The following is a 3,392-nucleotide window of genomic DNA, read 5'->3' as shown; positions in this document are numbered from 1 at the left end:
GCCAGTGGAGGCAGACCAGCAGGCTGCCGAGCCCGGTCGCGGTCGCCGGGTCGTAGGGCCAGGTCTGTTCGGCGGTGAGCCGCCTGCGGGTGCGTTCCAAGGCCGCCGCGCGGCCCGCGACGGGGGTGTCGGTGGTGCCCCACGGGAAGCGGGAGTCGGCGCACAGGGTGGCGGAGTGCAGTCCCTGGCTGAGGTCCTCGGCCGGGGCGGCGTTGACCTGCTGGTGGACGAACTCGAAGAATTCCAGAAGCTTTTCGGGCCGTCCGGCGGCGGCCTCGTGCAGGATCTCGGGGACTCCGCCGTAGTCGGGGTCGACGAACTCGTAGCCGGTGAGGGCGTCAAGGATCCGCGCCCCGTTGCCGTAGCGCCGGACGGTGGTGGCGAGGTCGGCGGCCGGGTCGGTGGTGCAGCCGGTGGTCCGGCAGGCGGCCCGCAGCACCCGGGCGGTCGCGGGCAGCGCGGCCAGGTCGAGAGGGTCGAAGCCCTGCTGCGGCACCACCGAGTCGAGCACCAGCCGCGCCACGCGCGCCGGGTGGGCGAGCGCGTACCGCTCGGCGACGAAGCTGCCGTACGAGACGCCGTCCAGGGTCAGGCGCCGGGCGCCGAGAGCGCGGCGCAGCAGGTCGATGTCGGCGACGGTGTCTACCGTGCTGTAGTGGCGGGCGTCCGGGCCGAGGGTGGCGGCGCAGTCGGTGATCGAGCGCGTGCGCGGCACGGCGAGGTCGGAGGAGCCCATGTCCTCCTGGAGGCCGGGGCACTGGAGGGCGCCCTGGCCGGTGCCGCGCTGGTCGAACATCACCAGGCGGTAGTCCTTGAGGACGGGTTCGAGCCTGCTCGCCATCCGCTTCATGGCCGGGACACCGGGCTGGCCGGGGCCGCCGGTGAGGAACAGCAGGTCGCCCCTGGGCGCGGTGGTGTTGCCGGTGACGGCCACCCGGAGGCCGAGGGTGCCGGGGGTGGCGCCGCTGTGGTCGAACGGGACGGTGAGGGTCCCGCAGATGAACTCAGGAGCCTGCGGGCAGGGCGCCTGCCCGGTGATTCCGCCCCCGCCGCCGGGCACACCGGCCGCGGCGGCGAACCCGGCCGACGGATCGGTCAGGGCGCTCCCGGCGACCACCGCCACGGCGCCCAGCAGGGCGACGACGCGCCCCCGCATGCTCGTCATGCTCGTCCTTCCGATCGTGCCGAGCCCGTGCTGACACGGCGACGGAAGCAGCCTGCCCCCGGAGACACGTCGACGGCCCACGTCCGGCGCGCGACGCGACCGGGAAGCGACCACCAGAACCCGAACGGCCCCGGAACCCGGGCAGGGACCGCGCCACGACGCGGGTCCGACCCGTCTGCCGGGGGCGTGGCCAGTTGGCGATCTACGACCTGCCGACCGACGTACCGACGCGGGTACTGTCCGGGCCTGCAGCAGGACCGGCAGAGCACACCGGAAAGACCGGGGCCGGGCCGGAGTTGCCTCGAGTCGGACGTCCGCGGATCAGCCGCGCAGGGAGGCGATGGCCTTTTCGATGCGCCGCTGGCGTGTCTCCGGCTTCTTCGCGCTCTCGACGGCGCGCACATGTTCGCGCTTCCGGTTGAACGAGAGGTGGTCGTACGCGGCGCGTGCGGCAGGGTCGTCGTCCAGGGCCTGGGCGAAGTCCGCGGGCTCGACGACGATGCGCGGCTCGGTGTCGAGCTCAAGCTCGACCTCGACCTCCTCGCCGATCTCGACCCCGGCGGCCTGCCGGTTGGCGTTGCTGAGGCCGAGCAGGTGCCGACCGCGCAGGATGGCGACCCGGCTCCGCCAGGAATGCCCGTTGACCGTGATCGTCACCGGCGGCCGCGCGCCGCCGCCGAGCGCGGCCACCACGGTGAGGCCGGTGTCGGCCACGACCACAGCTTCTCGCGCCTGCGGCGGGCCCACATCCGTACCGACCACGGAGACCGCCACGGAGACCACCACCGAGACCACCACGGAGACCACCGAGGAGCCGACCGTACGTGCGGAGTACGACGGGGGCCGTGGACGAGCGGGTCTCAGGTCTTGAGGTAGGGCTTGAGGGTCGGGCTCCAGGACTTCTCCATCTGCCGGAACTCGCCCGGGCATCCTGCCGCCCGCTCGGGCGGCAGAATGCCCTCGGGGTTGCGCTCGGTCTGGACGGCCGGGGCGTACTGGTCCGGGTCCGAGCCGTAGAGCCAGCAGACCCAGTTGTAGAAGCGCTGGGCGTCCAGCGAGTGCTCGTCCGCGTAGGCCTTCAGGGGCTGCTCGCCGTTCGCCGCCGCATTGGTCAGGGCGGCGTAGGCCTTGATAGTGCTCAGCGCGTACGCGACATGGCGCTCGTCACCGGAGGCCAGCAGCAGGGCGGAGAGCTGGTCCGCCGCGTCCTCCTCCTTCCCCACGACCGGCAGGTCGTACAGGTTCACCAACGCGTGGCCGAGCTCGTGGAGGACGGCCTCGTTGGTCACCCCGATGAGGTCCTGATCGAGCTGCGCCGAGCGTTCCTCGGCGGTGCCCTCGCTCTCCTGCGCGGCGAGCAGGGGGGCGAGCTCCTCGATGTACTCGTAGCAGAAGGTGATGTCCTGGGCCCTCGGGTCCCAGGACGCGTTGGCCTCCCCGCAGCTCGCGGCATGCAGCGGGATGTCCTGGGGCAGGACGATCCGTTCCGAGGCGTAGGCGGCGATGTCCTCCAGGACCGCGTTCTGCATGAGGAAAGCCTGGGCCTTCTGGTCCTCGGGCGTGAGACCCGCCTCGTAGGAGGGAACGAGCACACCCTCCTCGACAGGCTCCGTCACCTGCTCGACAGGTGCGCGCGCCCCGGTCGCGGCCCCGGCCCCGACGGGAGCCCCGAGCAGCCCCACCAACGCGAACGGCACCGCTGCCGCCCACCGTAACCGGCCCCCGCTCCTCCAGCTCACGACCTCCAGCTCACGACGACCACCTCGCCGGCTCGACCACCTGCTCCCTTCAGCATGCGCCCGCCCCCGCACCTCCTGCATCCGCTGCGCCCCGGGCACCCCGACCCACCGTGCGCTCCCGTCCCGCGCGCGGGACGGTGCCGGTGGTTCTGCCCGACGGAAGAACGGATTGAATCCGCAGATGTCGTCCCAGAAACCGAACAGCCTGACCGGACGATCGGCATGTTCGGTCAGCTCGGACATACCCGAAGGCTTTCACGACGATGGTCCTCAGGTCACTCCAGTGACCAGCGCCGTCACAGCCGACCGGGGTCGAGGGTGCTCAGAGCCGAGCCGACGCGTCGACCCTGCCCGGTTCCGCGTAAAGCTCCGTCAGGCGGGGCAGTCGGCGGCTCAGCTCGTCGCCGTCCTCGAAGTCGAAGTCCCATTCCGGGGCAGAAGCGCGGACTGCGGGAAGTTCGGCGAGGGCGTCGGGGTCGGTGATGGCG

The 3,392-nt window shown here is 72.3% G+C and carries 3 protein-coding genes; all 3 read right to left on the bottom strand.

Annotation, left to right across the window (positions count from 1 at the left end):
- On the bottom strand, positions 1-1,165 hold a 1,165-nt coding region (locus VR45_RS11090), incomplete at its 3' end, for an alpha/beta fold hydrolase (protein WP_159394183.1).
- Between the two features lie 321 nt (positions 1,166-1,486).
- A complete protein-coding gene (locus tag VR45_RS11085) occupies positions 1,487-1,879 on the bottom strand; it encodes a YdeI/OmpD-associated family protein (RefSeq protein WP_234325934.1) in 393 nt (130 codons plus the stop codon).
- 146 nt (positions 1,880-2,025) lie between these two features.
- The gene (locus tag VR45_RS11080; protein WP_159394182.1) at positions 2,026-2,781 is read right to left on the bottom strand and encodes a DUF4344 domain-containing metallopeptidase; all 756 of its coding nucleotides are present in this window, start codon (positions 2,779-2,781) and stop codon (positions 2,026-2,028) included.
- Positions 2,782-3,392: the final 611 nt, after the last annotated feature.

This window comes from Streptomyces sp. NRRL S-495, from assembly GCF_000966955.1.
GTDB classification, from domain to species: Bacteria; Actinomycetota; Actinomycetes; order Streptomycetales; family Streptomycetaceae; genus Kitasatospora; species Kitasatospora purpeofusca.
The sequence above is the reverse complement of the archived record's forward strand: the minus strand, read 5'-3'. Positions and strand labels throughout refer to the sequence as shown.